We start from the raw sequence: 24,750 nt of genomic DNA, 5'->3' as shown, positions 1-24,750 counted from the left end.
AATATGGATAGCAACGTGCAGGCGAAGGTCAAGACCATCTTGACACTGCCTGCACATTCCATTTCCGGGGGAGGGTGCTTATCAGATCATAGCAAGTATTGGACATTGAACTCAAATGACATAACGGATGGAGGACAATGCTTGGCAGAGAAGAAGCCTAACGACTACGGCACCGGGATTCCGCTCCACGAGGTGAAGGCCCTGGCAAGAGTTCTGCTCCCGGAGATTCAAGCCTTCTTCGAGAGCGCGGAGGGGCAGCGAGAGTTCCGGGAGTGGAAAGCAAAGCAGAAAATCAAAAGAATTCCACAACTAACAAAAAGTGGGCTGGAAACAAATACATCCAGCCCATTTCTTGTCAGTTCACTTCGCTACAACGTTTTGCTCCAGGGTGAGGGCCATAGTTTTTGAGCCGGCATGGATAACAGTAGCTCTGTGGCCCGTCAGGTTTGCTGGCCGTAGCCCTTTTAGTGCTTTCTCCGAAGCCACTTGGATATGAATAAAAAATATGTTCTTCGCCATGCTCTACAGAACATTTCGGACAGGATTTCTACTTCTCATCATGTGTGTATTGAGAGTCTTTTAAGAGCCGACCACAGTGTTTACAATATCCACTCATAAAAGCCTCCTGTTAAAAAGAATATTACATAGGTCTTGGAGCAAGTGCGACTATGGAACTTTTTTCAAAACAAAAAGGTACTCATGCGCCAATAATAAAAAATTTTGCCGTTCACTTTTAGATTTCCATTGGGACGTAGTGCGACAGTTATGCTGTTCTTTAATTACATTTTCTTTTAGTCTAAATCCAACACTTTCAAAAATTCTCATTACTTCAAAACCCAATGGGATAACAAACCCTTGTTGCCGAATATCTCCCATAAGAATGGCGCAATAACCACCGTTTTTCAAAACTCGATAACATTCCTGTGCAACACTTTTCATTTCAGTAAGAAATTCCGGCATATCAAGCCGTGACAAATCCCCAGAAATGTCTTTGCTGTATTGGATTATGTTAGCATAAGGGGGATGCGTACATATAAGATCTATACTTTCGGATACGATAAAACTAAGAGCCCGTGCATCGCCTTTCTTGCAAAAAACTCGCCCATCTGCCCCCTTACGGAGAAATGAAGTTTTTTCTTTGCATTTCGCTATGGCATTCTCGCTTATATCCACCCCAATGATATTGCGGTTCAACAACTTAGCTTCGATCAAAGTTGTGCCACCACCCGCAAACTGATCAAGGACTAAATCCCCTATCTCAGAATAGCGCAAAAGAATATTTCTCGGAATGTAGGGAGACCAATTTCCACGCCAAGATGAGTCATGGGTAGCCCAAGAACCTCTTGCCGGAAAACTCCAGACAGAACTACTTTCCAATTTGAAATTATCAGGTTCCCATAGTATAACTTTCTGCACTTGCATATTGATACCTTAACAAAATACGAAATCAACATTCCTCAACCAATCCTAAAATCCAGTTTATCCAACCTAAAATCGTTGAAGAACGGCGAAAATAAGTGCTGTCAGCTTCAATACGATACAAATTAGAGGTTTTCATTATCTGTACAATAGTATTGGCATCTGGCGTTTCTCCACAACGCAAATAGACCTTGAGCGTTTCGTTAAACGGACGGTGTTTAAGTACAGCTGATATAATAGCCATTTGTCGTTCTTTATGGCTTAAATCCATTACAAATCGTCCTAAGCCAGATAGGAAGAAGTAAATGAACCCATCGTTATTATTTTTTTCTATAAATCCCAAATAGCGACCAGCATCTGTATAATAGTTTGTCTGTCGAACGTCGAAAGAATACTCACTGGTAATGTCTTGCCTCGTCATGGGACGTTCATAGAGAAGTTCCATAAGATTGATAATTCTTGGCATACTATTGGCCTGTGGAAATGCGAGAGCAGGCTCTTCGCAGATAGGCACATTCTGCAAAATATTCTGAATATCGTTAAGTGAAATTTCGGGTGAAATAATGTAATTTTTTTGCTTTACTAAACGTAAAGAATTATAATTGTTCGGACTTGTAAATTCATATTGATACAAATAGAATACGCCATTTGAAAAGACTAGAAATACCGGTTTGACTGCTTTAGTTACACGTTTGCTCCATACTCGGTAGGGATAATAGAGTTGTCGTATCAAAAAATCATCGGAAATATCGCGCTTTGCCTCAAACAGGGAAAGATAATTTATTCCTTCATATGCAGCATCAATCTCAATTTGGGAGTTATTAACAGTCAAGACTTGTTGCCCTACCCCTGCATCAATACTAAACTCAAAACTTCCTGAACTCATCCGCCCACTTACGGTTGAAACAAGGTCATCATCTTCAAGGAAATCATTCAGAATACCACAGGCATTTGCACAATTTAACGCAATCGCTTCACTGACAAGGTATTTGGGCATAAGACTTTGGATATGGGCAGGAACTCTGACAGTATGAAATTCCTCCAAAGGAGGAACGAATTCTTGATAAGCGGAAAATTGGGATATGACATAATCGCCGCGTGTTATGGGAAGTATCGCTAAATTATTATCGCCAAATATTTTAGGCAGGTTGACCTTGTGATCAAATTTGGTCATTAAGCGTGGTTCCCGAAATTCTTTGATCTGATTCGCAGAAATGGCAAACGAGCCGTGCTGTGAAATGGCATCTAAAATATGGTATTTTTCAAACAACAAGCCCCACGCAGTATCATTCAATCCCATAGTTTCTAATTAACACCTCTTCGATTGCCCCTCGTTTACTGGCATCCGAATTTATTGCGCGCTTAGCATGTACAATAGTGATCGTATAATCCTTATACAAATCTTTAATGAAATTAGTTGCAGAATTGGAAAGCAAGAACTTAATGCCACGCTGGCTGAGTGTATCACAACATTGTTTCAAACGAATTTGAGCATCTTTTCCGAAACCGCCACTGTTGTAACCAGTGAAACTTGCAGTATCAGACACAGGATCATAAGGGGGATCGAGATATACAAAACCACCTCGCGGTATACGTTGAAGAGTGACTTCAAAGTCCTCACTGAAAAGTTGAATGTTGCTCGCAGTTAAATATTTGCTTACCGCCCGCAAAACAGGGGCATTTACGATGCTTGGGTTTTTATAATGGCCAAAAGGAGAATTAAATTCCCCAGCGGCATTTACCCGAAAAAGGCCGTTGTAACATGTCTTATTAAGATAAATGATCCTGGATGCTTTTTCTATTTTTGTCATGGACTGATAAACTGCCTTATCCCGATCCATATCTCTTAACTTATAAAAGTACTCAGATGTATTCTCATGCTTTTCCAAGTCAGTAATCAATACTTCTACGTTGTCTCGAATTATTTCATAAACCAGCATCAAATCTGCGTTAAGATCGTTGATGATAGCATTTTTGGGCTGAAGAGAGAAAAGAACTGCTCCGCCACCTAAAAAAGGTTCGCAGTATGCAGTTATTCGCTTAGGGAGCATAGGTGTAATTTCATCTATGAGCTGACGTTTTCCGCCGACCCATTTCACAACGGGAGCAACTAATTTGTTCTTCGCCATATCTGTTACCCCCATTCAACTAGTCGTATACTTACCTAAAGTATACCAGAATAAATTTGAATTTACAATCTCTTTTTAACGGATTATGGTGTAAAATTTATTTACCTTGATTGCATACAGGGATGAGAACGTTATCCCATCCCTGTTGTACTAAATGATATTCTCAAAAGAAATGATAAATCCGAACACATCACCTACTCTGATGATGCAGTTCGGATTATCATAGGATGGTCCGAGTGGGGAGACTCGAACTCCCGGCATCTTGCTCCCAAAGCAAGCGCGCTACCAACTGCGCTACACCCGGATATTGGGTTTTCTGCATCATAACACGGCGGCGGTAAAAAATCAAGTCTTTCCTGGCGAAGGATTGCCTCTGTTATCTCCCTATCAGTATAATATATTTCAAAAATGATTGCAAGTACTCCACACAATATGGTAAGATATTTTTTACAATTCAGAAGAGAGGTGACGAAGCGGTGAGAATGAGAAAGAAACCCAATCTGGCTCTCCGGATGGAGCGCTGTGCTGCGCTGCTGATCCGGGACCCGGCGTCCAAGCGGGGGCGCTGGCGAGAGCTATACCCCGCCGCCCGGGAGGTACGTCTGGAAATTGGCTGCGGCAAGGGCCGGTTTTCTGCGGAGACGGCAGAGCAAAATCCCGACGTTTTGTATATCGCCCTGGAGCGGGTCCCAGACGCCATGATCGTGGCCATGGAGCGGTGCCAGGCCAAGGGGCTGACCAACATATTTTTTATAGACGGGGATGCAGCTCTGCTGCGGGACTACTTCGCACCCGGCGAGGTATCTCTGCTCTACATCAACTTCTGCGACCCCTGGCCCGGGGTAAAACACGCCAGGCGGCGGCTGACCCACGAGCAATTTCTGGTACTCTACCGGGGCATATTGGCGCCAGGGGGACAAATCCACTTCAAGAGCGACAACCACGACCTGTTTGAGTGGTCTCTGTTCCAGTTCCCCAAGGCGGGCTACGCCCTGTCGGAGGTGACCCGGGACCTCCACGGCGGGGGTATCTGCGGCGTGATGACCGATTATGAGGAGAAGTTCCACCGCATGGGGACCCCCATCAACCGCTGTGTGGGGACGAAGGAGCCTATGGACCCGGAGCCGGAGTTCAAGCCCATTGCCGGTCCTCTCAGCCGGCCCCAGGAGGGAAGTGCGCCATGATTGAATTGATGGGTTATTTGGGTTCCGCCCTGGTGGTGGTCTCCATGCTCATGGCCTCGGTGGTCAAGCTGCGGATTGTCAACACCATTGGCAGCGGCATTTTCGCGGTCTACGCTCTGCTGATCCACTCCTATCCCACCGCCCTGATGAACGTGTGTCTGGTGGGCATCAACCTGTACAACCTGTACAAGCTGAGCCGTAAGGACCAGAGTTACAGTCTGGTGGAGGCCGCCCCGGAGGACCGCCTGCTGAGCTATCTGCTGGACTGCTACAGGGAGGATATCCGCAAGTACTTCCCCGGTTTTTCGGCGGACTGCGGAGCGGACCGGGCCTACCTGGTCTGCTGCGGCGGCACTCCGGCAGGCGTTCTGCTGGGGCGGGAGGAGGAAGCGGGCGTCCTGCGGGTCATCCTGGACTACTCGGCCCCCACCTATCGGGACTGCTCTCTGGGGGCCTATCTCTACAGCAAGCTCCCCTCCAGAGGGGTCCACACCCTGGTCTATGCCGAGGAGGAATCCCAGGCCCACGCCGCCTACCTGTCCAAAATGGGCTTCGCCAAGGAGAAGGGCGTCTACATCAAGGATTTGGGCTGATTTTGCCCATACTGAAAAACTCCCCCGGGATGCGGCTGTACCGCCCCAGGGGGAGTTTTTTGATAGGAACTACAGTCCCAGGATCTGGGTCGCAATGGCGAAATAGACCAGCAGAGACAGGGCATCCACCACAGTGGTGATAAAGGGGGAGGCCATCACCGCCGGGTCAAAGCCCAGCCGTTTGGCCAGCATGGGCAGGGTACAGCCGATGAGCTTGGCGATGATAATGGTAAAAAAGATGGTCAGCGCCACCACCGATGCCACCGTGGCATCCTTTCGGTCAATGACCATCACCTTGCCGAAGACTACCAGTCCCAGGGTGAGGGCGCACAGCAGGGACACCCGCAGCTCCTTCCAAAGCACCCGCAGCCAGTCGGAAAATTCCACATCCCCCAGGGACATGGCGCGGATGATGGTCACTGACGCCTGGCCGCCGGAGTTGCCGCCGGTGTCCATGAGCATGGGGATAAACAGGGTCAGGGCGGCGTTGGCGGCCAGCGCCTCCTCAAAAAAGCCCAGAATGGTGCCAGTAAAGGTGGCCGAGATCATCAGCAGCAGCAGCCAGGGGATGCGGTGCTTCCAGGTCTCCACCACGCTGGTCTGAAAGTAGGGCTTGTCGGTGGGGAGGATGGCGGCCATTTTCTCGATATCCTCGGTGGCCTCCTCCTCCATCACGTCCATGGCGTCGTCCACGGTGATGATGCCCACCAGCCGGTCCTCTCCGTCCACCACGGGCAGGGCGGTCAGGTCGTACTTGGAGAACATCTGGGCCACCGCCTCCTTGTCCTCGTGGGTCTTGACGGACAGGAGATTGGTTTCCATAATGTCAGATATTTTGGTCTCGTAGGTGGACATGAGCAGCCGCTTCACCGTCACAACCCCCTCCAGGACCCGGTTGTTGGTGACGTAGCAGGTATAGACCGTCTCCTTGTCCAGACCCACTTTCCGGATGCGGGCGAAGGACTCCTCCACCGTATTGTTGGGGTGGAGGTAGACGAACTCCGTGGTCATCAGGGAACCGGCGGAGTCCTTGGGGTAGTTGAGCAGCTGGTTGATTTGACTGCGGGTGGAGGCGTCGGTGTTGCGCAGAATACGGGACACCAGATTGGCGGGCAGGTCCTCGATCAGGTCTACCGTATCGTCCATATACAGCTCGTCCAGTACCTCGCGCAGCTCCTTGTCACTCAGAGCCCCAATCAGCTTCTCCTGATCCTCCTCCAAATAGGCGAAGACCTCCGCCGCCGTGTCCTTGGGCAGCAGACGGAAGACCAGGATCTCCTGTTCCACCTCCAGCTCGTCCAGGAAGCCGGCGATGTCCACCTCGTTCATCTCGGTAAGGATCTCCCGCAGATGGCGGAATTTACGTGCTTGGACCAGATTCATCAGCTGGTCCAGATCATAGTTGTCGTGCATGTTCCTCTCCTCCTCTCGTTTTCGCAAACGCCAGGAGAAAACCGCAAAGCCACAGGCGCCGGACCTAAAAAGGCACGGCGGACCTGTGGCTGCACATCACAAGGAGAAGGACAGCGTCCCTCTGAAATCAGTTCCGGCGGCGCGGCTGGGACCCGGTCCGGGCCAAGTCCGCCGCCCCTCGTTCGTGGCAGCTTTCCGTTTTCTGGCGACTTCGGCCTTTCATGGTGGGTCCCACTTCCTTTCACCGTAAAATTTGCGGATTCTTAATATCCTATGCTATTGTAGCACGATTTGGCTCCTTTGGCAAGAGAAGTTGAGCTGTCTTCACGGAAATCAATCCTTGCAGAGCAGAATCGCACTAAAAAATAAACTGGCGGCTATCAAAAGGTACAGATTTTGACTGAAACCAATACGGATGTAGTCATTAACCTTAGCAAGTGTAAGAATATCACATTATCCGGGCTAATCTTAGGACACGACATTTCTCCCAAAGATCAGTGCATGGCTGGCGTTGTTCAGATGAGCAATTCAGAAAATATAATCATTGACAACTGTGATTTGTTTGGATGCGGACTGCTGGGAATTTCTACTTACAACAGTTCACTGATTGTTACCAATTCAACAATCCGTGATTGTTCCAAATCTATACTGGAAATATCCAGGGGAAGCGCAACTTTTAAGAATTGCATCTTTTCTAATAATGGACACGGTTTTATTAGCGAAGATGAGAATGTCACATCTGGCATCGTTTTTCCAAGCGAGTATGGCATTGCTTTGACTTCTGGGAAAATATCCGAACCCGTTTCTCTACAAATATCTGACAGCACATTTATCGATAACGGAAATTCTACTTTGCTTAAGGTAAATCAGTATGTTAGTCGTGATGAAGAGCGCGGAAAAGTAACATACGCTTTTGATAACTGCACATTTTCCGGCAATGACTGGGGCGACGAAATCCCTAGTAATACCTCCGATACCCCCGTAGCCCCTACAACCCCTGTAACGTCTTTCGCCGGCTTTGTGGATGTTAATGCTAATGCCTACTACGCTGCTCCTGTGGCCTGGGCCGTGGAAAAGGGCATTACCGCCGGGACCAGCGCTACCACTTTCGGGCCTGACTCCACCTGCTCCCAGGCTCAGATCCTGACCTTCCTCTGGCGGGCTTACGGTTCACCGGAGGCCGCCGGGACCGTGAGCGGCAGCGAATATTACGCCCTCCCCTTCCGGTGGGCTCAGGAACAGGGCGTCATCTCTCACAGCCTTGCCCCCGACAGCCCCTGTACCCGCGCCGACGTGGTGACCTATCTGTGGAAGCTGGCGGGGAGTCCCGAAGCCCAAGCAGCCGCATTCACTGATGTATCTGCCAATGCCAGCTATGCCAAAGCGGTCAATTGGGCCGTGGAAAAGGGCATCACCGCTGGGGTCAGCAAGGACCGTTTCGGCCCCGACTCCACCTGTACCCGAAGCCAGATCGTCACCTTCCTCTACGCCGCCTTGGGCAAATAATTTCCTAACGCACAGTGCCCCGCCTTTCCAGGCAGGGCACTGTTTTTATTGGGATTTTTTCCTACTCCCAGACCACCTGGGCCGACATACTCACCACGTTGATGTAGCTGGGACCCACCGCCAGGGGGATGGGCTGGCCGGAGGCATCCAGGAAGGAGTAGTGATCCGTCCGGTCGTCCCGCTGCCAGGTGATCTCCCAGCACTGGCCGTCCCGGAGCAGCAGGCCGCCGCCGGTGCCGGTGGTGCGCACCGACATCCGTCCGGCCTCGTCTCCCTTTACCTGGCTGATATCAGTGTACAGCACCAGCACATTGCTTACGCTCACCGGCTCGCCGGTGCCGCCGTCCACATAGGGGATATCCTGCTTGTCAATGTGCTGCTGAATCAGGTATCGATTTGTCTCAGCGTCATAAGTAAAATACCCTGTCTTATAGCTGGAGAAGGGTACCGTCAGCTTCTGTGCCGCCTCACCGCCGGAGGGCGCTTCCGGGGAGAAGGTCCAGCCCACCTCATAGCCGCTCTCGTGCTCCAGGCGGAACCGGCTGGGCATCTGCTCCAAGACCCGTTCGCTGGAGGTGAGCAGGGAGTGCTCAAAGCCGGCATTTTTCCGGCGCTCCGGGTCCCGCCAGTACATCTTGTCATAGGGACCGTTGACAAAGTCGATGTGGGTCACCTTCCAGCTGTCAAAGGCGTCATAGGCCTGGGGACTGCCCCCGGCGTGGATGTAGATGGCGTCATGGCCCAGGGCCAGGCTCACGTAGTAGTCCCGGGCGGAACGGATGCTGCCCAGGTCGCCGGCCCCCTCCAGGTCCTGGAAGACCCCCATGATCCGGGTGATGCCCCCCTCGGCCACAATCTCATAGAGCACATCGGCCTGGGATACCCCCACCTGGGGCAGGGCCTTGCGCAGGTTGTTGAACATGACGGCGACAGGCCGCTTGCCGCTGATATCCTCCTCCAGCCCCTCTCCCGTCAGAGGATTGGCGTAGGGGTACACCGGCTCCGGTTCGGGCTCCGGCTCCACTGGAGCGATTGCCGGAACACTGGACTGGTCCGGGGGCTCTGAGGCACTGCCCGGCTGGGAGCTGCCGCCCCCCTCTCCGCCCCCGCAGGAGGCCAGCAGGGCCAGGGCCAGCGCACCGGCAAAGAGGATGGTCCGCCATCGTTTGTTCATCAAAAATCCCTCCAATCATCCCCTCTATCATACGACACTCCTTGTGAAAAGTCAACAAAAATCCCGCCGTCCAGAGACTTGAGGTCTGGACATAAAAAACGCCGCAGACTTGTTCAAAATCTGCGGCGTTCACAGGAGCACAGAAGCGGACAGTGTCTTGCCGGTATGTGCTGCTGTTCACATCGTAAAATCAGCGGTAGAAAGCCAGGATACGGACCCAAACACCGGTAGAACCCTGGGAGTTGGGGAAGGTGCCGATGGTGTAGCAGCGGTCAACAGGGATGTCGCTCAGATTACAGACATTCTCTACTACGCCCACGCCGTTGCCGAGCAGGATCTTGTGGCTCTCGGTGGTGTCGGTGTCGGGAGAAATAGCCTCGCAGCCAACATAGCGGACACCCTGATCCACCAGGTACTGAGCGGTTTCGGGGAGCAGATAGGGGTAGTTGGTGATGTACTCCTGGGGATCCTCTTTCCACAGGGAATCCTGCTTGGTGTCAAACAGGACCGCCTCGCCGGGCTGGATCTCGCCGTGCTCCTCTTCCCAAGCCTTTACATCGTCCACAGTGATGCCATATGAACCGATCACGTCCAGTCTAATCACACAGGCGGGGCCGATCAGAATGGTGGGGTCAACGGTATCAACGCCGCCCGCTTCCTCAATCACATGGTAGGGAGCGTCCATGTGGGTTCCGGTGTGTACGCAGTAGCTGATAACCTCCAGGTTGTGAAGCCCGCCTTCCATCCCGATGCGGCCGAAGAAGTCGGATTGGGGCAGCTGAAGGGCGGGATCTGCTGGCATATCCGCCTCCTGAAGGTGAGCAATGTCCACATATTCATACTCGCTCAAATCCATGCCCAGGGCTTCCTCCAGCTCCTCCTTCTGAGGATTCTGATTGGACTGGGGGGGGTGGGCGCCCCCTTGATTGGATGTGCCGCCTCCATTTCCGGCGGGTTGGGTGCTGCACGAGGCTGCACCGGCCAGCAGAGCGCAGGCCAGGGCGGCGGCAATGGTCTTTTTCAGCATTTCGTTCTCCTCCTTAACGTTTCTGTTTCTGCCGCACAGGCAGAGCGTATTAGAATCCTCTTTTGCAAGGGAATTCACAAAGGTCTACCAGGGAAGCTCCTGGTTCAGGTATTCCTGCGCATTTTCCCGGGTTATGGGGTCGGTGGGCTGATAGTGGTAGTAGGATAGTTTTTCCCCTTGAAGATGGGCGCACATATCATCTATCGCCTCCAGCACCATACTGGGATATTGAATCACCGTCCCGGCAATTTTTCCCTGGGCTATCTTTTCCACCACCGACCGTTGACCGTCAATGCCGATTACAACAACCCCTCCGGCCAAACCATGGTCCTCCAAAGCGAGATAACAGCCCTCCGCCATCAAATCGTTCTGGCAAATGACCCCGTGGAGATTAGGCTCAATGTTAAGACAGTCATCCAAAATGCTCTGCGCGTAAATGCTGGTAAACGCACCATTGTACTCTCCCAGCAATTGGATCCTGGAATTTTGGGATATTGCCTGCTGGATCCCAGTATTTCGGTCCACTTCACCGGATGAGTTAGGAATACCGGTGAGATAAACCACGTTCCACAGCTCCGCGTCAGGAAAGTACTCCTCCAGCGAGGCCACAAGCAATTCACCTGCCTGAAGGCCCATGAGATAGTGGTTGGCCCCCACATACCCGACTGTAAAGGCGGACGAGGCCACCTCAATCCGGTTGTCCAGGGTCAGCACCGGCACGCCCTGATCGTTGGCGTACTGGATCGCCGGGATTGGCCCCTCCATGGTATAGGGGATCAGGATGATTCCATCTACGGGTTGGTCAACCAAGGAAATCAGGTCCTGATTCTGCTTGCGCTGACTGTTTTCCCCGTCCAGCAGGATCAGGTCTGCTTTTCGATCCTCCTGGACGGCATACTCCTCCAGCAAATGGTACATGGCTTTGCGAAAATCCAAGCTGGTGGTGGGAAAGCTCACGCCAATCAGCGGAAGACGGTCCTCCCTGGCTGGAACATCAGGGCCGCTGGAGGATAGACCTGTTTTTCCGGCGCAGCCCCCGCAAAGCAGCAACAGTAACAGCCATAGAATTGATTTTTGAGAACCCATCATAGCGGCCTCCCCGTTTCTGGTGATATTATACTGGAGCAGAGCGGAAAGAGAAATGGGGCGATCTTGTTTTTTGGTGTGTTATTTTGTCCACTAAAACTCCAGCAGCTTGGTCTCCCGATATTGACTGGGCGTCATGCCCTCCAGCTTTTTAAAGACCTTGATAAAATGCTTTACGTCCTGATAGCCCACTTCCTCAGCCACCTGATAAATGCGCTTGCGGCAGTCCAAAAGAGCGCGTTTGGCATTCTGAACCCGCACTTGACTGAGATAGTCAGAAAATCCAATCCCCTCCACCGCAGAAAAGAGCTTGGACAGGTAGGTGGGCGAAACATAGACATGTCGGGCTGCCATGTCCAATGTAATACGTTTTGCATAGTTCTCCTGGATATACTCCTTGACCGTCTCCACCGTCTGCCGTTTCACTCCGTGGGAGAGCGGGGGAAAGGGCTCCCGGGCTTCCAGACCCTCCTCCGGCTGGACGCGGGCCGGCTCCGGGCGCTTCTCATCCATGCGCTCAATACATTTGTACACCGCCTCAAACAGCTCATCCTCAGAGGCGGGCTTGAGCAGGTATTCTACCACGATCCCGCTGGAGAGCATTTTGCGCGCCGCGTCAAAGTCGCTGTATCCGCTCAATGTAATGATCTGGGGCTGGCGAGGCAGCTGCATGATACGCTCCAACAGCTCCACCCCGTCCATCTCCGGCATTCGGATATCCAGAATCAGAATGTCGGGGCTGTGCTGCACGATACCCTCCAGGGCGCTGTGGCCGCCGGCTGCCTCATACAAGGGGCCCACCTCCAGGGTGCTCCATGGGATATCCTCTAAAATATGGCGGCGGGCGTGCTCCTCGTCGTCAACGATCATCAGCGAATATTTGTCAGGCATCTAAATCCTCCTTTCGCTCCAGGGGAATCACAAACCAGACCCTTGTGCCCTGGCCCAGCTGACTTTCTATGTGTATGTCCCGTTCCCCGTAGGTCAAACACATCTGCTCCCGAATATTTTTTAAGGCAAAGCTCTCCTGTGACTTCTCCTGTGCGCCGTTGATCTGCCGGCAGAGCTGTTCCAGACGCTCTGGAGAAATGCCGGCGCCGTCGTCCTGCACCTCAAAATACAGCGTTTCCCCCTGCCTGCGGAACCGGATCTGAAGATCATGGTCCTCAAAATTCTTTTCCAGACCATGGACAACCGCATTCTCCACAATCGGCTGAAACAAATATTTCAGTGCAACATAGTCTGCCATCTCGGGAAATTCCTCAATTTTGCACCGAAGGGTGGGGCCAAACCGCATTTTTTGCAGGTTGAGGTATAAGCGCAGCAATTGGGAAATTTGATCCAAGGGGAGCTTCTCCTGCCCATAGGACAGACTCAACCGAAAGTATTTGGACAGGATCAAAATCATTTGCGCAGAGGAATCGGCCTGTTCACGGCATGACTCGGCGTAAATGGTATTGAGGGTGTTGAACAGAAAGTGCTCATCCATTTGGGACTGGAGAAAGGACAGCTGCATCTGCTTATGCAGCAGCTGCTGGATATAGACCTGGTCGATCAGCTGTCGCAGACGGAGGATCATATGATTGTAGCACTGAAAGAGCACGCCCAGTTCATCCCGCCGGGCCGCCGGCTCAACGGTTTCCAGCCGGCCCCCTTCCACCAGACGCATACTGGCTTGAAGGGTTTGGATGGGCCGGATGACCCATTGATACAGCAAAGCGCTGCCCAGCGCTGTGGCGACTGCGTAGCACAAAACCGCCGTAAAATAGAAGGCGGGGCTGAGGCTCAATTGTGCAGAGACGTCCTTTTGGGGCGTGCGGGCCAAGTATTTCCAGCCGCTCTCCCGCGCGTTGTAAAAGGTGACCTGGACGGACTGATCCCCGTCCTGATAGGGGTAGGAGCCCCAGTCTGCGCTGCTGGAAAAAGCGGGCGCCCAACAGCCTGTAATATTGGTATTATAACCCTTTTTCTCCCCGGAGAGCAGAACATTTCCCGCGTAATCGGTAATCAACAGATCGACCCGGTCCAGTCCCAGGTCCGATAATTTGGGCTCCCATGCCGAATTTTTCAGGTTGCAGATCAGCATACAGCCATTTCCTGCTTCCACCGGACGGCTGAGGGAGAGCACCTTATCCGCTCCGTCCGGCGTGGGAAGAATGTTCCACTGGATCGGTGCGCGCAGATCGTTGTAGTAAAACTGATGGAGCAGATTCCCGTAAGGGTCGTCTGTGGAAAACTCCTTTTGGTTTGGGAGCATGGTGATCGTGGTCTTGACACTGGGAAAATAGAGATAGACAGATTCCAAATCGGGAAGCTGACTGACATATTGATTGAGCGCCAAGGACAGCTGACTGCGGAGCGTTTTCCGGGTTCCGGCGTTCTGCGCGTTGTTCTGGTAGTCGGTGACCAGTAAGATCAGCTGCGGGTCCTGGCTGACCTGCCGGCTGAAATCACTGACCTGGGACATGGTATTCTGCATCATCAATGACGCCGCATAGAGGGTGTTGTGCATCGCCTCTTCATATTGCTGGAGCGCATGGGCCTGTGAGATATCATAAAAATAATTCCAGAAAGCAATCAAGGGAATGAAAAGTATCACCGCAATGACGGCGGACACCCGCAGCATAATACTGCGATACCACGGAACATGGGAGCTCATCACATCATCTCCTCCTGCAATGTAAATTTCCAAATGGGGAGCAGCGGGCCTGTAGCTATTAAAAGTAAAACCCCCTTTTGCCCCTGAAAGCCAAGTGTAGTATTTCATTATTTTACACGAAAAGCCAATTTCATACAACATCATTCCAGGCTGCATCGCGGCGAAAAAACCCGCTCCAAGCCTTTGTAAATTCGAATATTTGAAGAATAATAGAGATGTGAGGAGGCAGTCCAGCCCTGCTCAGAGAGCAATTTAAGCCGGGGAGCTCACAGCGGCCCTGCCCGTGAGGGGCTCAAGCCGAATGCCTCCCCTGCGCAGATTATGGCCGCTGCTGTCCCTGCCATCCGGCTGCCGCCGTGGGCAAGGGCAAACCGGCCCTCTAAGGGCGCGGTCATCAAGGAACAACATGTGAGGAGGAATTTTGTTATGTCTCAAGTGGCAGTCCTGGGCGAGGGGAGCGCCCAGTTCCGCAGCGGTGAGGGACTTGTGCAGGCCATACGCCTGGAGTCCGGCCCCAGCCGGAGGTAAGGACCATGGTACACTCCAATCCTCTGCTCCGGGGCGGTCCCTCCCCCCGATTTATTACCATCGGCGAGATCATGCTGCGCCTGACCCCGCCCAACTACGGCAAGATCCGCGCGGCCACCAGCTTTGAGGCCAGCTATGGCGGCTCCGAGGCCAATATTGCCCTGGCTCTGGCCAATCTGGGGATTGACAGCACCTTTTTCAGCGTGGTCCCCAACAACTCTCTGGGCAAGAGCGCCGTCCGGATGCTCCGGGCCAATGACGTCCACTGCGCCCCGGTCATCTTCTCGACCCGGGAGGAGACTCCGACCCACCGCCTGGGCGTCTACTACCTGGAGACGGGCTACGGCATCCGCCCCAGCAAGGTGACCTACGACCGCCGGCACAGCGCCATCACCGAGTACGACTTCTCCAGGGTTGACCTGGACGGGCTGCTGGAGGGCTTCCACTGGCTCCACCTCAGCGGCATCACCCCGGCGCTGTCCCCCAGCTGCGCTCAGTTCATTTTGGATTGCCTGGTCAAAGCCAAGGAGAAGGGCATCACTGTCAGTTTTGACGGCAATTTCCGCAGTACGCTGTGGACCTGGGACCAGGCCCGGGACTACTGTACCCGATGCCTGCCCTACGTGGACGTGCTGCTGGGCGTTGAGCCCTACCGCCTTTGGAAGGAGGAGAGGGACCACAGCCTGGGGGACTGGAAGGACGGCGTCCCCCTCCAGCCCAGCTGCCAGCAGCAGGACCAGATGTTCCGGCGGTTTGTGGAGCGCTTTCCCAACTTGAAGTGCATTGCCCGCCACGTCCGATTTGCCCACAGCGGCAGCGAGAACAGCCTGATGGCCTATTTGTGGTACCAGGGGCGTACCTTTGAGAGCAAGCTGTTCACCTTCAACATCCTGGACCGGGTGGGCGGCGGCGACGCCTTTGCCAGCGGACTGATCTATGCGATGATGAACGACTATCAGCCCATGGATATGGTGAATTTCGCCGTAGCCAGCAGCGTCGTCAAACACACCATCCACGGCGACGGCAATATTACCGACGATGTGGACAGCATCCGAAACCTGATGAATATGAGCTTTGATATCAGACGCTAGCCGGAACCCCTTCGAAGCGGCAAAAATATAAATCCCTTTTTCTCTTCTGTGTTGATAGCCCTGCCCATTGGCGTTTTCACCAATTCCTACTTGAAACTGAATACGGGCTGTGATATAATCAGTTCAACAAATCATGGTTTGAGAAAGAAGGCGATAATATGAAAAAATATATAGCATTTGGTTTTGCGTTGATATGTATATTTAGCCTTGCTGGTTGTAATTCAGCAGATACAAGTGAAGGAAATAGCGTGTTGACTTCTTTAGCCTCATTTTCCTATGAAGAAGATTATATGCTTTATTATGATGATTTTGGGCTAAAAACAAGTGATTTTTTAAATGCTGATGTTTGTTTGATTGATGGACAGAAGTCCGCAGTGGAGCAGGCAGAAAATGAGTGTACCATTGAGTACAACGCCACCAGTGAATATTATGATAATGAAGCGGAAATGTGGCGTGTGGACTTTCAAACAGTCAGTAGAGAACAGGGAGTTGCCATATTAGTTGGTACTCGTCAAAGTGTTTATCTTGACAATAATGGTATAACGCATTTGATTGTATATCACGAAGAACAGCAATGACTTCCCATTTATCGGGCAGTCGTCCATGTTGGGCGGCTGCCTGTTTCGTCATTTCGCTGGTTGAAAAGGTTTACAAGTGTTCATCAACACAAAAGAGAAAAGGGATAAATATAAAACTGGCGGGCCAGAATCACCTCCGGTACGCCAGTTTTTATGTCGCAGGCCCCAAAGTTCCGCTGGCTGGAGGGGAAGGGCCTGGTTACACCCTATGATTTAAAAAATTCACAATTATTTTAGTTGAAATAAACGGCCAGGTATGGTAGAGTATAATTAAACAGAGGGCACACCCCCTATGTCAAATCAGTAAGGAGTGATACACATGATTCGTGTTATCATGGGCAAGAAGGGCTCCGGCAAGACCAAGAACGTGATTGAGCTGATTAACAGCGCAGTCCAGACCGAGCACGGCAACGTGGTCTGCATTGAGAAAGGCAATAAGCTGACCTTCGACATCCATTACCACATCCGCCTGGTAGAGGCCAGTGAGTACGATATCGCCGACTATACCGCCCTGAAGGGCTTCATCAGCGGAATGTACGCCGGCAACTACGACATCACCCACATCTTTATCGACAGCCTCACCAAAATTGTGGGCGGTGACTGCGACCACGAGACCGAGAAGTTCCTGGACTGGCTGAACAAGTTTGCCGAGCGGCACAACATCAAGTTCACCATCACCATCAGCGATGACGAGTCCCTTGCCCCGGACGGCGTGAAGAAGTACTTTTAATGGCAGAGGATGCCCTCCAGCTCAGGCTGGAGGGTATTTTTGTGCCGTTTGGGGAGAAAGGTGGGGACCGGCTCCAGGGAGAAAAGTCCCTTAAACGGGTCTGGGCCCAACAAAAGATGGAAAAATCGCAGTTGACAAAATAAAAAAGTGGAGGTATGCTTAATTTGGATATAGAACAATTGTTCCATATCCTCGCCGGATTGGACGGGCCCGCCCCGCCCCTCCAGGGTCCCGGCCAATTCTGCGGCAGCACTTCAGGGTCCCACGCCGGCTTCCACACCCCTATGGGACAACGCGCCGGTTTCCCTGCGGCGGCTGTCAGACTCTTCTTCTGCGGAAAAAAAGAAAACCGGCATTCCCTTGCGGGAACACCGATTTTCTGGTGGAGGAGGGTGGATTCGAACCACCGAAGCGAAACGCAACAGATTTACAGTCTGCCCCCTTTGGCCACTCGGGAACTCCTCCATATTCAGTTGGAGCTGGTGGACGGATTCGAACCCCCGACCTGCTGATTACAAATCAGCTGCTCTACCGGCTGAGCTACACCAGCATTTTTGCGGAACTGTCCAACAGCAAGCGATATTATAACAAAGGAACGGAGGGATGTCAAGTAGAAATGAGAAATTTTTTCTTAAAATTTAAAAATTTTTCAGACCGGGCGTTTTTGGGGACTGCGGGCCCTGAAATCGCCAGGAATGTTCTGTGTCTTCAGACGGAGGAGGGAACGACATGACGTTAGCGGAGCTGTCACTGGAGTACCGGGCCCATGCCAGGGCGCTGGATCTGCGGATCGGCCAGCTGGAGGACTCCCTGGAGCGGACCGGGGATGGGGACACGCGCTGCCAGCTCCAGGAGCGGATCAGGATGCTGTCCATCATGCTGCGGGAGGCCAGGGAGCTGGCCGTGCTCACCGAGCGCTATTATGACAGGGGGTATCGCCGGAATGCCAAGTACACGATATAGACGGGGAGGAAAATATGCCGCCGACATGGCCGTATACAGCCGGCAGATGGCGGGGGACAACGGGCAGGAGCTCAGCCGCCTCAAGCGCAATCTGATCCTGGCCCTGCGGGAGGATGTTACCGAACGGCAGCGGCAGGCTCTGCTGATGTACTACGCCCAGGGGATGAATATGCGGAAGATCGGCGAGACCATGGGAGTGGACAAGTCCACCGTCTCCCGCACCATCAAACGGGGGGAGCGCCGCCTGAGACGCTGCCTGCGCTACGGCGCGGAGACCTATTTGCGGGGGATGGGGGAGAGCTGACCCCTTTCCGGGAAACGCCCCCTAGACCAGGAAGCGGCCTGTTCCAGGGGGCGTTTTTTCATGGAGAGGATCAGTTCTTCAAAGTTTCCGCCCAGGCGGCGTACTTGGCCACCTTGGCCTCGGCGTCCTCCTTGGAGGTCCCGTTGGCCAGGATGTACACCTTCACCTTGGGCTCGGTGCCGGAGGGCCGGACGATCAGGCTGGTGCCGTCGGCCATCTCGTAGCGCAGTACGTTGGAGCCGGACAGCTCCATGGCGGACTTTGCGCCGTCGGCCACGCTGACCACACTGCCGTCCTTATAGTCCTTCTGCTCCTTGACGGCCACACCGGCAATCTCCACCGGGGGCTTCTCCCGCAGATTGGCCATCAGGACGGCCATCTTCTTCAGGCCGTCCAGACCGGGCATCACCAGGTTCATGGTGCGCTCGCTGTAGTAGCCGTACTTCTCGTACAGGGCCAGCAGGGCGTCGTACAGGGTCATGCCCTGGCCGGCGTAGTAGGCGGCCATCTCGGTCATAGCCACGGCGGCGGTAACGGCGTCCTTGTCCCGGACGAAAGAGCCCAGCATATAGCCATAGCTCTCCTCATAGGACATAATTACGTTGCCCTCGCCGCTGCTCTCCAGCTGGTCCTTCTTCTGGGCCAGGAACTTAAAGCCGGTGAAGGTGTCGAAGCACTTCAGACCGTTGACCTCGGCCACCTTCCGGGCCATCTCGGTGGTGACGATGGTCTTCAGGGCCACCGGATTGACGGGCAGCTTGCCGGTGCGCTTCATGGCGCCGATAAGGTAGTCCAGCAGCAGCACGCCGGTCTGGTTACCGGTGAGTACCTTGAACTCCCCACTGCCGGTGTTCACCATCAGGCCCACCCGGTCGGCGTCGGGGTCGGACCCCAGGATAAAGTCGGCCCCGTTCTCCTTGGCCAGCTTCACCGCCAGATCGAAGCCCTCGGGATTCTCCGGATTGGGGGAGACCACCGTGGGGAAGTTGCCGTCGATGACCATCTGCTCGGGGACGCAGATGACGTGCTTCATGCCCAGCCGCTTCAGCGCCTCGGGGATGAGCTTGTAGCCGGTGCCGTGGAAGGGGGTGTACACCATCTTAAAGGTGTCGGCCACCTTGTCCACCGCCGCCTGGTCATAGACCTGCCCCAGGGCGTTGGCCAGGAATTTTTCGTCGGTCTCCGCGCCCATTTCGGTGATGGGGGCGGGGGTGGCACAGCCCAGCTGGGGCCCGGTGAGCACGTCCAGCTCCTTCATGATCTTGGCCACCTGGTCGGCGTGCTGAGGGGGCAGCTGGGCGCCGTCCTCCCAGTAGACCTTGTAGCCGTTGTACTCCTTGGGGTTGTGGCTGGCGGTGACGTTGATGCCGGCGATGCAGCCGTACTCCCGGATGGCGAAGGACAGCTCAGGAGTGGGGCGCAGGGACTCGAACAGCCGCACAGGGATGCCGTTGCAGGCAAGGACCTGGGCCGCCGCCCGGGCGAACTCCGGGGAGTTGTTCCGGCAGTCGTAGCACACGGCCACGCCCCGCTGTACCGCCTCGGGGCCCTCGGCCAGGATGACCTGGGCAAAGGCCTGGGTCGCGTGACGGACGGTGTAGATGTTCATGCGGTAGGTGCCCATCCCCATGGTGCCCCGCAGGCCGGCGGTGCCGAAGGACAGCTGGTCAAAGAAGCGGGACTCGATCTCCTTGTCGTCGTTCTTGATGGCCTCCAGCTCCGCCTTCTCCTCCTCCATGAGGATGGGACTGGCCAGCCAGGCCTCATAAGTATCGCGGTAGGACATATTAACATACCTCCAGTGGCTGAAAATTTACATCTGCTATTGTACCACAAGAGGGGGAAAATTACCAGAGCTTTTTGTGGAAATCTCCTATTTCTCCTTTGGCCCTCAGCCGGGCCATATCCTCGGGCAGAGGGGCGGAAAATTGCAGTTTCTCCTTTGTAATGGGGTGGAGGAAGGAGAGATATCCGGAGTGGAGGGCTGGGCGCTGAATCAGTGCCCGGTCCTCCGTTCCGTAGAGAAAGTCGCCCGTCAGGGGATGGCCGGTGTGGGCCATGTGGACCCGGATCTGGTGGGTGCGGCCAGTGTCCAGCTCCAGGGACACCAGCGCCCGGTCCCCCCAGCGGCCCAGGACGCGGTATGTAGTCCGGGCGCTCTTGCCGTCGGGGCGGACCATCTGCTCCATCAGGGAGCCCGGCTTGGGTCCCAGCGGGGCGTCAATCACTCCGGCGGGGGGCTCCGGGCCCCCCTGGCACACCGCCAGGTAGAGCCGCCGGAAGTCCCGGGTGTGGAGCTGATTTTTCAGCACCTCCTGGGCGTGGGGGTGCTTGGCGGCCACCAGCAGGCCGGTGGTCCCACGGTCCAGCCGGTGGACGGGGTGGAAGTCCGCCTCCTGTCCCGTCTTTTCATAATAATGAACCAAAAAATTACCCAGCGTATCGTCATAGTGCCCCGGCCCCGGGTGGACGGACACCCCCGCCGCCTTGTTCAGGACAATCAGGTCCTGGTCCTCGTGGACGATCTCCAGGGGACCGGGGGCGGGGATGATGCTGCTGTTCCGCTGGGGGTCGGATAGCCGCACCGACAGCACCCGTCCCGCCGCCGGACAGAACCGGGTGTTGACCCGCACGCCGTCCACCAGAATGCCGTCCTCCAGCCACTTAATACGGCGCACCACCGTCCCCGACAGGCCCAGGTGCTTTTTTAAGAGGGTATCCACCTTGACCCCCGCCAGTTCCGGGGAAATCCTCAGCTCCAGCCTCCTGCTCACAGCTTTTTGGACAGCCACAGGCTGGACAAAAGGGCGGAGAAAATGTAGCACGCGATGACACTTGTCAGGGCATAGCAGGCCTCTCTGCTCAGGGGAAGTACAATAAAGCTGGCCACCGCCGCGGCAAAGATGGTGAGCGCCCCGGCAATCTGAGCGGAGGTGCGGGCAATCTGCATTTCCTGCTCGTCGGTCTCCTTGATTTTGGCCTGCCGCTGGGCCCGGGGATGGGTGAGCAGATACTGCGTCCTCACCAGCAGGAACAGCGCCCCGGCGGTAATGCCGCTGGCCGCCCCCAGGTAGAAGCCCTGGACGTAGTCAGACAGATCGCTGCTGGGCACCAGCAGAACGTAGCAGGCAAAGCCCACCAACCCGATACACAGCATTCCAATGGCCCACAGACGGCGCAGCTTCAGGGATCTTTCGTAATTTTTGCTGTCGGTAAACAGTGCTTTGATCAACATTTGAACTTCCCCTCACATTTTTTTGTTCCAGCGGTGGATGTTTATCATATAGAAGGCGCAGTGGAGCACGATGACCACCGAGATAGCCACGCCCCACAGGCCGCCCACGAAAATCTGGATGACCATAAAGGCCGCCCACAGCATATACAGTGTCCAGTACCAGGAAGACATGGCCGCCTTCTCCCGGATGGCCACATTGCGCTCGTCGGTCTCGCTCCGCTCTATTTCCTTTTGTTCCTCCGGGGTCAAGCCTTTGGTGGACAGAGCGATGGCCGTCACTCCGAAGCCAATCAGCACGCCGCCCAGAGTACACAGGGCTAGGCTGAGTTGCTTCGGGATGCGCTCCCTCAGCAAAATTGCGGCGAAAAAGGCCGCCACAGCGCCCACAAACATCATAAAGGGAGATATTCTTTTGCACCATTCTTTCATCACAGACACCTCACAGTCTCAATATTTCCGCCCCAGCCGCCAGCGGACCAGCTCAAAAATCAGGACCCTGACCCAGTAGGCCAGCAAAATCCAGGAGAAAATTCGGTAGTCCACATGGGCGAGGAAGCTGATCTTGTCCGCAAACAGGGCCAGAAGGATATAGCTCAGGAAAAACAGCATTGTCTCCCCCTGCCAGCACCGCCAGGCCGCCTTTTCATAGAGCATCTGGTTCCGCTCGTCCCGGTCCCGGCGGTCCAGCTCCCGCTGCTCCTCCGGGGACAGGTCCTCGTATTTCTCCTTCTGCCGCCACAGCAGCAGAAGAATCCCTAAGCCGGATATCGCCAGCACCGGGGACAGCCGGTCCCCCAGCTCCGCCGGGAAGATGGGCAATTGCAGGAGAAAGCCTGTTCCAATCATCCCCAGACACAGGAGCCACTGCCATTTTTTCGGCTTGCCGTTTACCTGCTTCATATTCACTCCTCCTCAAACAGGAATACTCAATATCTCCGTTCCAGCCACCAGCGGATGGCAAAGGTAAGCAAAGAGCGGCCGATGATGAACCAGTACAGGGTATAGGCAATCTCATATCGCTGAAAACACAGGCCCACTATGCAAAACAAGATCAGCAGTCCCCGGTCCTCAATCTGCCGGCAGTACCAGACAGCCCGCTCCAGAATCATCTGGCTGCGCTCGTCCCGCTGTTCCCGCTGGATATCCGCCCTGCCCCGTTTCTGCTCATAAAAGAAATTAAGGCACAGTACAAGGACACAGCCCAGAAGCACGAATGGAGCCAGCTTCATCCTTAGCTCTCCGGGAATGAAGGGAGCGCTGATGATCCCCACAAACAGTATGACCGCGCAGTTCAAGCCCTGTTCAAACAAAGTATGCTTTCTGTATATCATAGTCCCTCCTCCTCAAACAGGAATACTTCCTCGATGGTCAGTCCGAAATACTTTGCGATCTTGTGGGCCAGCAGCAGCGAGGCGTTGTACCGGCCGCTCTCCAGGGAGATGATGGTCTGCCGGGTCACGTCAACCCCGTCGGCCAGCTCCGCCTGAGAGATGCGCCGCTCCTTGCGCAGCTGAGCAATTTTGTTGGTCACCTGACCGCCTCCTTCCTCTGGAAGATATAAAGTTCGCTTTACAGGAAAAGTATAGCACACTTTACATATCGTGTCAAGGGTCCTTTACATTTTTCTTGTGGAAATCCAGACGCAATTTTCCTTTACTTTTCCGGAGCATTCGTATATAATAAGCTGAAATGATATCAGCAGGAAAGTGTGGGAACTAAATGCTCCAGTTTGACGAATATAAGGTAAAGCTGAACAACCTGGCTCCGGCCCTGAAGGAGCTGGCCCAGGCCCTGGACCTGGAGGGGGCGGAGCGGGAGCTGGATATGCTCCAGGCTGAGTCCGCCGCCGATGGCTTTTGGGACAACCTGGCCAAGGCCCAGAAGGTGCAGCAGCGGATCAAAAATTTGCAGGACAAGGTGGACAGCCAGAGCAGACGGCAGAGCCAGTGGGACGACCTGATGGCCCTGTGCGAGATGGGCAACGAGTTTGAGGACGAGTCCCTCGTCCCCGAGCTGGAGGAGGGCTTTTCCGCCCTGGAGTCCAACATGGAGACCGCCCGGCTGGAGACCCTGCTCACCGGGGAGTACGACCGCTCCAACGTGATTCTCACCATCCACCCCGGCGCGGGCGGCACCGAGGCCCAGGACTGGGCCCAGATGCTCTACCGGATGTATACCCGCTGGACCGAGCGCCGGGGCTTCACCTACCAGATCATGGACTACCAGGAGGGGGACGAGGCGGGCATCAAATCGGCCACCATTATGATCGAGGGAGAGAACGCTTACGGCTACCTGCGGGGAGAGCACGGCGTCCACCGGCTGGTGCGGGTGTCCCCCTTCGACGCCAACGCCCGGCGGCAGACCTCCTTCGCCTCTGTGGAGGTGATGCCCGACCTGCCCGAGGACGTGGAGGTGGAGATCCGCCCCGAGGACATTGAGATGCAGGTCTACCGGGCCTCCGGCGCGGGGGGACAGCACGTCAACAAGACCTCCTCCGCCGTCCGCCTGATCCACAAGCCCACCGGCGTCGTCGTGGCCAGCCAGCAGGAGCGGTCCCAGTTCCAGAACAAGGACAACTGTATGAAAATGCTCCGGGCCAAACTGGTGGAGCTGCAAATGCAGGAGAAGGCGGAGAAGATTTCCGACCTGAAGGGCGTCCAGCTGAAAATTGAGTGGGGCAGTCAGATCCGATCCTACGTCTTTATGCCCTACCAGATGGTGAAGGACAACCGCACCGCCTTCGAGACCAGCAATATCGGCTCCGTGATGGACGGCGACCTGGACGGCTTTGTCAATGCCTACCTCACCGCCGAGGCCACGGGGAACTGGGCGTCGAAATAGCAAATTCACAGGCCGTGAAGGCCAAATGGCACGGCGTTTGGAGTAACGCGGGCCCCATAGAAATGACAAGAAGTAACCCCAGCTCGGGAGAGCCGGTGGTTACTTCTTTTTCATAAACGGAGGCCAGACAGCCTCCGTTTTGTGATTTTGATTGGGCTTACAGCTTGGCCGTCAGCTCGGCCCGCAGGTCCTCGTAGCCGGGCTTGCCCAGCAGGGCAAACATGTTCTTCTTGTAGGCCTCCACGCCGGGCTGGTTGAAGGGATTGACCTCCAGCAGGTGGCCGGACAGA

Annotated in this window: 26 protein-coding genes and 3 tRNA genes; 10 read left to right on the top strand and 19 right to left on the bottom strand. The window is 54.5% G+C overall.

Going from position 1 to position 24,750, the window contains the following annotated elements; genetic code table 11:
• Positions 1-141 precede the first annotated feature (141 nt).
• Positions 142-408 carry a hypothetical protein gene (locus tag D1646_RS12440; protein WP_160636765.1) on the top strand — a complete coding sequence of 89 codons (267 nt, stop codon included), beginning with the start codon at positions 142-144 and terminating at the stop codon, positions 406-408.
• A gap of 258 nt (positions 409-666) precedes the next feature.
• On the opposite strand, the gene D1646_RS12435 is transcribed toward D1646_RS12440, so the two are convergent.
• From D1646_RS12435 to D1646_RS12420, 4 genes are all read right to left on the bottom strand, one after another.
• The gene (locus D1646_RS12435; RefSeq protein ID WP_160636764.1) at positions 667-1,422 is read right to left on the bottom strand and encodes a DNA methyltransferase; all 756 of its coding nucleotides are present in this window, start codon (positions 1,420-1,422) and stop codon (positions 667-669) included.
• A gap of 25 nt (positions 1,423-1,447) precedes the next feature.
• Entirely contained in the window at positions 1,448-2,719 is a 1,272-nt protein-coding gene (locus D1646_RS12430) for a transcriptional regulator (RefSeq protein ID WP_243154154.1), read from the bottom strand.
• The gene (locus D1646_RS12425; protein WP_160636763.1) at positions 2,706-3,548 is read right to left on the bottom strand and encodes a DNA adenine methylase; all 843 of its coding nucleotides are present in this window, start codon (positions 3,546-3,548) and stop codon (positions 2,706-2,708) included. Before D1646_RS12425 ends, D1646_RS12430 begins: the two co-directional genes overlap by 14 nt.
• A 228-nt stretch (positions 3,549-3,776) precedes the next feature.
• Positions 3,777-3,852 (bottom strand) — tRNA-Pro (locus D1646_RS12420).
• Between the two features lie 178 nt (positions 3,853-4,030).
• Between D1646_RS12420 and trmB the strand changes: the two genes are divergently transcribed.
• Together trmB and D1646_RS12410 are read left to right on the top strand one after the other, a co-directional pair.
• The gene (gene trmB / locus D1646_RS12415) at positions 4,031-4,732 is read left to right on the top strand and encodes a tRNA (guanosine(46)-N7)-methyltransferase TrmB (protein ID WP_243154153.1); all 702 of its coding nucleotides are present in this window, start codon (positions 4,031-4,033) and stop codon (positions 4,730-4,732) included.
• Complete coding sequence (locus tag D1646_RS12410; RefSeq protein ID WP_160636762.1) at positions 4,729-5,325, top strand: YgjV family protein; 597 nt, start codon at positions 4,729-4,731, stop codon at positions 5,323-5,325. The genes trmB and D1646_RS12410 overlap by 4 nt, the downstream gene beginning before the upstream one ends.
• Positions 5,326-5,394: 69 nt before the next feature.
• On the opposite strand, the gene mgtE is transcribed toward D1646_RS12410, so the two are convergent.
• Complete coding sequence (mgtE, locus tag D1646_RS12405; RefSeq protein ID WP_160636761.1) at positions 5,395-6,738, bottom strand: magnesium transporter; 1,344 nt, start codon at positions 6,736-6,738, stop codon at positions 5,395-5,397.
• Between the two features lie 852 nt (positions 6,739-7,590).
• On the opposite strand from mgtE, the gene D1646_RS23295 reads away from it, so the two are divergent.
• Complete coding sequence (locus D1646_RS23295; protein ID WP_243154152.1) at positions 7,591-8,244, top strand: S-layer homology domain-containing protein; 654 nt, start codon at positions 7,591-7,593, stop codon at positions 8,242-8,244.
• Between the two features lie 61 nt (positions 8,245-8,305).
• On the opposite strand, the gene D1646_RS12395 is transcribed toward D1646_RS23295, so the two are convergent.
• The 5 genes from D1646_RS12395 to D1646_RS12375 all read right to left on the bottom strand — a co-directional run bounded on the left by D1646_RS12395 (position 8,306) and on the right by D1646_RS12375 (position 14,190).
• Positions 8,306-9,418 (bottom strand): DUF3048 domain-containing protein, encoded by a 1,113-nt coding sequence (locus D1646_RS12395; RefSeq protein ID WP_160636759.1) that lies wholly within the window; start codon positions 9,416-9,418, stop codon positions 8,306-8,308.
• 190 nt (positions 9,419-9,608) lie between these two features.
• A complete protein-coding gene (locus D1646_RS12390) occupies positions 9,609-10,445 on the bottom strand; it encodes a cyclase family protein (protein ID WP_243154151.1) in 837 nt (278 codons plus the stop codon).
• 84 nt (positions 10,446-10,529) lie between these two features.
• Positions 10,530-11,534, bottom strand: a complete 1,005-nt coding sequence (locus D1646_RS12385; RefSeq protein WP_160636758.1) for a substrate-binding domain-containing protein — start codon at positions 11,532-11,534, stop codon at positions 10,530-10,532.
• A gap of 90 nt (positions 11,535-11,624) precedes the next feature.
• The gene (locus tag D1646_RS12380; RefSeq protein ID WP_160636757.1) at positions 11,625-12,422 is read right to left on the bottom strand and encodes a helix-turn-helix domain-containing protein; all 798 of its coding nucleotides are present in this window, start codon (positions 12,420-12,422) and stop codon (positions 11,625-11,627) included.
• Complete coding sequence (locus D1646_RS12375; protein ID WP_243154156.1) at positions 12,415-14,190, bottom strand: sensor histidine kinase; 1,776 nt, start codon at positions 14,188-14,190, stop codon at positions 12,415-12,417. Before D1646_RS12375 ends, D1646_RS12380 begins: the two co-directional genes overlap by 8 nt.
• Before the next feature lie 533 nt (positions 14,191-14,723).
• Between D1646_RS12375 and D1646_RS12370 the strand changes: the two genes are divergently transcribed.
• From D1646_RS12370 to D1646_RS12360, 3 genes are all read left to right on the top strand, one after another.
• Positions 14,724-15,809, top strand: a complete 1,086-nt coding sequence (locus D1646_RS12370; RefSeq protein WP_160636755.1) for a sugar kinase — start codon at positions 14,724-14,726, stop codon at positions 15,807-15,809.
• Positions 15,810-15,967: 158 nt separating this feature from the next.
• A complete protein-coding gene (locus D1646_RS12365; protein ID WP_160636754.1) occupies positions 15,968-16,387 on the top strand; it encodes a hypothetical protein in 420 nt (139 codons plus the stop codon).
• 319 nt (positions 16,388-16,706) lie between these two features.
• On the top strand, positions 16,707-17,117 hold the full coding sequence (locus tag D1646_RS12360) for a hypothetical protein (protein WP_160636753.1): 411 nt from the start codon (positions 16,707-16,709) through the stop codon (positions 17,115-17,117).
• A 380-nt stretch (positions 17,118-17,497) separates the two neighbouring features.
• On the opposite strand, the gene D1646_RS12355 is transcribed toward D1646_RS12360, so the two are convergent.
• Both D1646_RS12355 and D1646_RS12350 read right to left on the bottom strand, forming a co-directional pair.
• A tRNA-Tyr gene (locus D1646_RS12355) sits at positions 17,498-17,582 on the bottom strand.
• 9 nt (positions 17,583-17,591) lie between these two features.
• A tRNA-Thr gene (locus D1646_RS12350) sits at positions 17,592-17,667 on the bottom strand.
• Positions 17,668-17,846: 179 nt separating this feature from the next.
• Between D1646_RS12350 and D1646_RS12345 the strand changes: the two genes are divergently transcribed.
• A complete protein-coding gene (locus D1646_RS12345; RefSeq protein WP_160636752.1) occupies positions 17,847-18,080 on the top strand; it encodes a hypothetical protein in 234 nt (77 codons plus the stop codon).
• A complete protein-coding gene (locus D1646_RS12340) occupies positions 18,061-18,384 on the top strand; it encodes a sigma-70 family RNA polymerase sigma factor (RefSeq protein WP_243154150.1) in 324 nt (107 codons plus the stop codon). The genes D1646_RS12345 and D1646_RS12340 overlap by 20 nt, the downstream gene beginning before the upstream one ends.
• 70 nt (positions 18,385-18,454) lie before the next feature.
• Here D1646_RS12340 and D1646_RS12335 read toward each other — a convergent pair whose 3' ends face one another.
• The 7 genes from D1646_RS12335 to D1646_RS12305 all read right to left on the bottom strand — a co-directional run bounded on the left by D1646_RS12335 (position 18,455) and on the right by D1646_RS12305 (position 23,150).
• Positions 18,455-20,170, bottom strand: coding sequence for a phospho-sugar mutase (locus D1646_RS12335; protein ID WP_160636751.1), 1,716 nt, complete (start codon positions 20,168-20,170; stop codon positions 18,455-18,457).
• A 61-nt stretch (positions 20,171-20,231) separates the two neighbouring features.
• Positions 20,232-21,158 (bottom strand): RluA family pseudouridine synthase, encoded by a 927-nt coding sequence (locus tag D1646_RS12330; RefSeq protein ID WP_347565203.1) that lies wholly within the window; start codon positions 21,156-21,158, stop codon positions 20,232-20,234.
• Positions 21,155-21,619 (bottom strand): hypothetical protein, encoded by a 465-nt coding sequence (locus D1646_RS12325; protein WP_160636750.1) that lies wholly within the window; start codon positions 21,617-21,619, stop codon positions 21,155-21,157. Before D1646_RS12325 ends, D1646_RS12330 begins: the two co-directional genes overlap by 4 nt.
• A gap of 12 nt (positions 21,620-21,631) precedes the next feature.
• Positions 21,632-22,048, bottom strand: coding sequence for a hypothetical protein (locus tag D1646_RS12320; RefSeq protein WP_160636749.1), 417 nt, complete (start codon positions 22,046-22,048; stop codon positions 21,632-21,634).
• Between the two features lie 18 nt (positions 22,049-22,066).
• Positions 22,067-22,519: a hypothetical protein gene (locus D1646_RS12315; protein ID WP_160636748.1), complete on the bottom strand. Its 453-nt coding sequence runs from the start codon at positions 22,517-22,519 to the stop codon at positions 22,067-22,069.
• Positions 22,520-22,545: 26 nt separating this feature from the next.
• Positions 22,546-22,950, bottom strand: a complete 405-nt coding sequence (locus D1646_RS12310; RefSeq protein WP_160636747.1) for a hypothetical protein — start codon at positions 22,948-22,950, stop codon at positions 22,546-22,548.
• Complete coding sequence (locus D1646_RS12305) at positions 22,947-23,150, bottom strand: helix-turn-helix transcriptional regulator (protein WP_160636746.1); 204 nt, start codon at positions 23,148-23,150, stop codon at positions 22,947-22,949. Before D1646_RS12305 ends, D1646_RS12310 begins: the two co-directional genes overlap by 4 nt.
• Before the next feature lie 188 nt (positions 23,151-23,338).
• Between D1646_RS12305 and prfB the strand changes: the two genes are divergently transcribed.
• Complete coding sequence (gene prfB, locus D1646_RS12300; protein ID WP_160636745.1) at positions 23,339-24,460, top strand: peptide chain release factor 2; 1,122 nt, start codon at positions 23,339-23,341, stop codon at positions 24,458-24,460.
• Positions 24,461-24,750 lie beyond the last annotated feature (290 nt).

The organism is Pseudoflavonifractor sp. 60, assembly GCF_009911645.1.
Classification (GTDB): domain Bacteria; phylum Bacillota; class Clostridia; order Oscillospirales; family Oscillospiraceae; genus Lawsonibacter.
This window is presented reverse-complemented; position numbering and strand designations above follow the sequence as displayed.